The 5,577-nt window shown below is 29.0% G+C and carries 4 protein-coding genes; all 4 read right to left on the bottom strand.

Features of this window, described 5'->3' with window-relative positions:
* Positions 1-301 precede the first annotated feature (301 nt).
* A complete protein-coding gene (locus tag NG904_RS14130) occupies positions 302-1,624 on the bottom strand; it encodes an APC family permease (protein WP_252232236.1) in 1,323 nt (440 codons plus the stop codon).
* A 190-nt stretch (positions 1,625-1,814) separates the two neighbouring features.
* Positions 1,815-2,276, bottom strand: coding sequence for a DUF1097 domain-containing protein (locus NG904_RS14125; RefSeq protein WP_252232234.1), 462 nt, complete (start codon positions 2,274-2,276; stop codon positions 1,815-1,817).
* Positions 2,277-2,655: 379 nt separating this feature from the next.
* Entirely contained in the window at positions 2,656-3,894 is a 1,239-nt protein-coding gene (gene preA, locus NG904_RS14120) for an NAD-dependent dihydropyrimidine dehydrogenase subunit PreA (RefSeq protein ID WP_252232232.1), read from the bottom strand.
* Positions 3,894-5,147 carry an FAD-dependent oxidoreductase gene (locus NG904_RS14115; RefSeq protein WP_252232384.1) on the bottom strand — a complete coding sequence of 418 codons (1,254 nt, stop codon included), beginning with the start codon at positions 5,145-5,147 and terminating at the stop codon, positions 3,894-3,896. The genes preA and NG904_RS14115 overlap by 1 nt, the downstream gene beginning before the upstream one ends.
* Between the last annotated feature and the right edge of the window lie 430 nt (positions 5,148-5,577).

Here is a 5,577-nt window from a genome sequence, read left to right as displayed (position 1 = left end):
AGTCCAATTACAATGCCACTTCATCTATTTCATATATTAACACGTATTTAAACAATTCTTAAATAAAATCACTTTTAATTATACTTTAAAAATGATTTTATTACAAAGTTTTGATTTTTTATTTCATTACCACTGTATACTAGGTGATATTTTTTTATAAATTTAATCCTATATAATTTTTCACAATTAACTAGTATATATTTAAAAGCTTATATGCCTTCAGCATATAAGCTTTTATAATTTTCATATCATATATTAATGCAATTACATAATAAAAACATAAAACAAACCAAATCTAAAACTAAGATATTTGTTTATTATTATAATAATTATAAATGTAAAATGGTACTCCGATAAGCATCAGTATGAATCCCCACATTACAGTTTCTGCTCCTGAACCATAAATAGTCCATATAGAATATGCAAATGCTAAAAGAGGTATTATTGATTTCTTTATAAATATTTTAAAATTAAATTTCTGCTCTTCTCTAAACATAAGCATCATTTCTGCACTTACTGCTAATAAATAAACAGGTAAAAATGACAATGTTGCTAATATAGTTATAAACGTAAAAGCAGATACCATGTTCTTTTGGTAATTCATCACAAGTAATATATTTACCAATACTGATCCAGCTATCAATGAATTTATTGGAGTTCCATACTTAGGATGTAATTTACCAAAAAATTTAGGAAACACTCCATCTATTCCTGCTGCATATGAAACTCTAGCTGTTGATAATAGCCATCCAATTGTTGTTCCTAGAATGCATATTACAACTGCGATTGTTAGTCCTTTACCAATTGAGTGTCCAAATATATTAGTTAATATGTCTGTAAGTGGTGCTGTACTAGTTGAAAGCTGTAGATTTGACATAGCTCCCATACTTCCAACACTTATTAATATGTAAATAACAGATGCTATTATCATTCCATATATTGTGCTCTTTTTAACATTTTTTTCTGGATCTCTGATTTCTCCTGCTGTAACTGTAGAACTTTCCAAGCCTACAAATGCCCATAATGTTGATGTTGCCGCTAATGGAATTGTAGATAATCCCTTTCCTTGTGGCATAAGTGGCATTAAATTAATTTTATCAAAATTTAAGAAAGCTGCTATTATAAATACTCCAAAAAATGCAATCTTAAACACAGTAACAAAAGTTTGAATCTTTCCAGCTTCTTTAACTCCTACTATATTTAATATAGTAAAAATCCATAATAATGAGCTAGTGTATATTATTGATGCTAATGGATTTTGAAGTGCAGGTATAATGGATGCACTATAGCTAGATAAAGCCACAATAATTGCAGCATTTCCAATCCAAGAACCATTCCAATATAACCATGCACTTAAAAAACCTGTAAATTCTCCAAATGCTTCTTTAGTATATTGATATGCCCCCCCAGTAGCTGGATATTTAGAACCTAAGTTTGCAAATGAAATTGCTATTAATATAGAACCTATAGTCGTTATAACCCATGCTATTATTGTTGCTAACGGTCCTGATACCTGTGCAAGGGTTGCTGGCAACATAAATACTCCTGAACCAATCATATTTCCACATACAAGCATAGTAGCCATAAATAGACTGATTTCTTTCTTCAAGTTGTTATTCTCCATTTTTTCCTCCTAATGTTGGACTGAAATCACAATATAAAATTTAACCTTTAACATTGTAATTTTATCAGCTTCTCATCATTTGTCAATGCATTATCTAATTATAAATTGATTAATAATTAATAATTTATAGAATATATTTATAATTTTCTCTTTATTAGAAATTTATATACTATATTTCTTAATAATTTAGCTACGCTTCTTCTTTTTTTCCACATTTCTCATATAAAAGAACCCCTGTCCATTCACATAAGAATCCTAATACTGCGCCAATAAGTAATGATGGTATAAGATTCATGAAATCTCCATTAGCTGCAAATGTTGAAAATGATCCAACAAAAGCTCCTGGTATAAATGCAAGTACTTTAATTTTAGATTGTATACATAAAAAAAATGTAGTCACTATTGTCATGATTACTCCCGCTTGTGGAAAACCTAACATAGCTGATACCTTTATACTTAGCATTGCCCAAAATACTCCACTCAAATTTGTACATATAGCACTTTTAAATCCCTCTTTTTTACCACCTGCTGCAAAAAAAGTAGTACAACCTGCAAAACCCGCCCAAGCAATTAATCCTGCAGCATCAGCACCTATCATCCACGCACCACAAAGTATTGCTGTAGTCAATGATAATGAAAATAATGAACTCATTATTATTTCCTCCTATAATATTAATTTTAGATTATTTTTTATTAAAATGTTTATTATATGCATAAGCAAAGTGGTCTGTTCCACCTTTCAATGAACAATTTACAATTGACAATGTACAATTGTGGTTGAAAGCCACTGGCTTTCTTAAAAAATATATTTTTGGAAATCACGTTGTGATTTCATCCTAAATTGTCAATTGTTCATTGTACATTGTCAATTAAAAAATCTATAAGACCTTAGATTTTATAAGCATTTCAACCTTCAAAAATTCTATAATTCCCAAAAGAATAAAATAATCTAATATTTGTTATAAAAATAGCTGTGTTTAATCTTATGGATTTTTAACACAGCTATTATTATAAATGAATAATTAAAAAATTTATAGAATTATTTCTCTTTCTTCTCCATTATTTTTGAATTTTATTTCGCCCTTACCTATAGCTGTAACTGGACATACAAGTGCACATAAATGACATCCAACACATCTATCTTTATTTACTTCCGGCTTTCTTTCCTCTACATTCCATTTTATAGCTTGATGAGCACCATCATAACATGAAATGTAACATCTACCACAGCCTAAACATTTTTCTTCATCAACTTCTGGATAAACTATATATTCTCTATCTAAATCTTCAGCTGGAATAATATTTTTAACAGCTATTCCAACCATATCTTCTAACTTTTCAAATCCATGTTCTTCCATAAAATGAGATAACCCACTTATCATATCTTCTACTATTCTATACCCATATTGCATTACTGAAGTAGTAACTTGAAGATTACTTGAACCCAATAATATAAATTCTAAAGCATCTTCCCATGTTTCTATTCCACCAATTCCACTTATAGGAACACCTTGTAATTTTTCATTCTTAACAAGTTCATAAATAAATCTTAATGCTATTGGTTTTACAGCTTTTCCTGAATATCCTGAGACAGATGATTTAGCATTAACTACTGGTTTTGCAGTCATTGAATTTATATCAATGCCAGTTATGCTTTTTATAGTATTTATTGTTGCAAGTCCTGTTGCTCCTCCTTCCATAGATGCAATAGCTGGTACTGCCATATCTCCTATGTTAGGAGTCATTTTAGCTAGTATTGGTAAATGAGTACCTCTTCTAGTTGCTTCACAATATTTTTTAACAAGTTCTGGGTTTTGACCAACATCTGAACCCATTTCATGACTTGTCATTTGAGGACATGAGAAATTACATTCTATCATGTCAGCACCAGCTTCAGTTACAAGCTTTGCTAAGTCTTCCCACTCTTTTTCATTTTCTCCCATTATTGAAGCTACTACAACTTTAGTAGGATAATTTTCTTTTAATCTTCTTAAATCATCTAAATTTTGTTGTAATGGATGATCTGATATTTGTTCCATATTTTTAAACCCAACAAATGAAGTTGCTTCTTTTCTTAAACTATCAAAACGTGGAGAAACTTCATTAGGCATAAAGAAACCTATAGTTTTAAACATTACGCCTGCCCAACCAGCTTCAAATGCTTTAGCACACATTTCATAGCAATTTCCTACTGGTGATGATGATAAGAAAAATGGATTTTCACATTTTACTCCACAAAATTCTATTGATAAGTCTTTGATAATACTCATTATCTAGCACCTTCTTTCTCGTTTAAATATTTATCTATTTTTTCTGCTGCTTCTTTTCCTAATTTAAGTGCATAAACAACTGTTTTATCACCTTCAACTATATCTCCACAAGCAAATACTCTATCAATATTAGTTTCATATTCTTTAGTTAATATCATTCCTTTATCATTAAGCTCTATATTAGCTATTGAATTTACTTCTTCTTGTTCTTGTCCAATTGCAAATATAACATTTTCTGTAGGTATATCTAAATTAGTATCATCAAACATTCCAGTTCCTTTGAATCTTGAAACCTTTCCATTTTCACCAATAATTTCACCAGGCTTAATGCCTGTAAATATAGGTATATTTAAATCAATTACTTCTTGAATACTCTTTCTTTCAGCTGGCATTTTTTCTATAGTTCTTCTATAAACTATTTTAACATCTTCTGCACCTAAGTTCTTAGCTGTCATTGCACAATCTATTGCAACGTCTCCACCACCAACAACTATAACTTTATTTCCTAGTTTATATTCTCCAGTTGACTTTACTTCTGCTAAAAAGTCTGTACCATTAATTACACCATTTAAATCAGAACCATTTATTTTAACTTCTTTACTCTTTTGCATTCCACAGGCAATTAAAAATGCTTTGTAGCCCTCTTTACTTAAAGAATCTATAGTAACATCTTTTCCAATGTTTACATTAGTTCTAAACTCTACACCTAGATTTTTTATATATTTAATTTCATTATCTACAACTGCTTGAGGTAGTCTTTCTTCTGGTATTCCATAAGTTAACCAACCACCTAATTTTTCTTTTTTCTCAAATACTGTCACATTGTATCCTAATTGTGCTAATTTAGTTGCTGCTGCTAATCCACTTGGACCTGAGCCAACTATAGCAATTTTTTCTTTATTATTTTCTACTTTGTTTAGCATTTCCAATCCTAAAACGTTTTCATAATCAGTTAAATACTTTTGAAGCTTTGCAATTTCTATAGGCTTGTCTATATTTGTTCTACTACAAGCTCCTTCACAATATTTCTTGGTAGGACATACTCTGGCACACACTCCTCCAAGTATGTTGTTTTCTCTTATTGTCTCAACAGCTCCCTTTAGATTTCTAAAGCGAAGTGAACGAATAAATTTAGCTGGATTCGTTCCTATTGGACATGCTTGTGAGCACGGTGCATCATAACATAGTAAACATCTTGAAGATTCCTCTATCGCAAATACTGGACTGATTAATTCTTCATTGTTTTTTTTCATTTTATTATTTTTATACAAAATGATCCCCCCTAAGTTGTGTATCAACAATATTAACTTAATAGTTAAGAAATACTATTAAGTTAATATTATGATGTTATAATTATATCATAAATAAATACAATGTTTTACTTTGCACTTTCTTATTATGTTAATGTTTACATTGACTATTTGTTAAAATAATTATTTTTTAGATACTCTATTGTAATTTTTTTCTCTTTTATACATTATATTTATGTTTTTTATATTTTTATATATTATGTAAAATGTTTCAACTAAAACAAAACTATCTATTAAAACAATAATTATGTTATTCTAATAGATAGTTTATCTTAATTTATGACTATTTATATCAATAATTTGTATATCATATAAATTATTATTTAATTATATTTCCTAAGAAATGATGGGATTTTTATAAATTCCTAAAGAA

It is taken from the genome of Clostridium sp. ZBS15, assembly GCF_023845705.1.
GTDB classification, from domain to species: Bacteria; Bacillota; Clostridia; order Clostridiales; family Clostridiaceae; genus Clostridium; species Clostridium aquiflavi.
The sequence above is the reverse complement of the archived record's forward strand: the minus strand, read 5'-3'. Positions and strand labels throughout refer to the sequence as shown.

Excerpts from the sequence above, each read along its gene's own strand:
- NG904_RS14130 (WP_252232236.1), bottom strand. The coding sequence starts at position 1,624 with ATGGAGAATAACAACTTGAAGAAAGAAATCAGTCTATTTATGGCTACT.
- NG904_RS14125 (WP_252232234.1), bottom strand. The coding sequence starts at position 2,276 with ATGAGTTCATTATTTTCATTATCATTGACTACAGCAATACTTTGTGGT.
- preA (WP_252232232.1), bottom strand. The coding sequence starts at position 3,894 with ATGAGTATTATCAAAGACTTATCAATAGAATTTTGTGGAGTAAAATGT.
- NG904_RS14115 (WP_252232384.1), bottom strand. The coding sequence starts at position 5,147 with ATGAAAAAAAACAATGAAGAATTAATCAGTCCAGTATTTGCGATAGAG.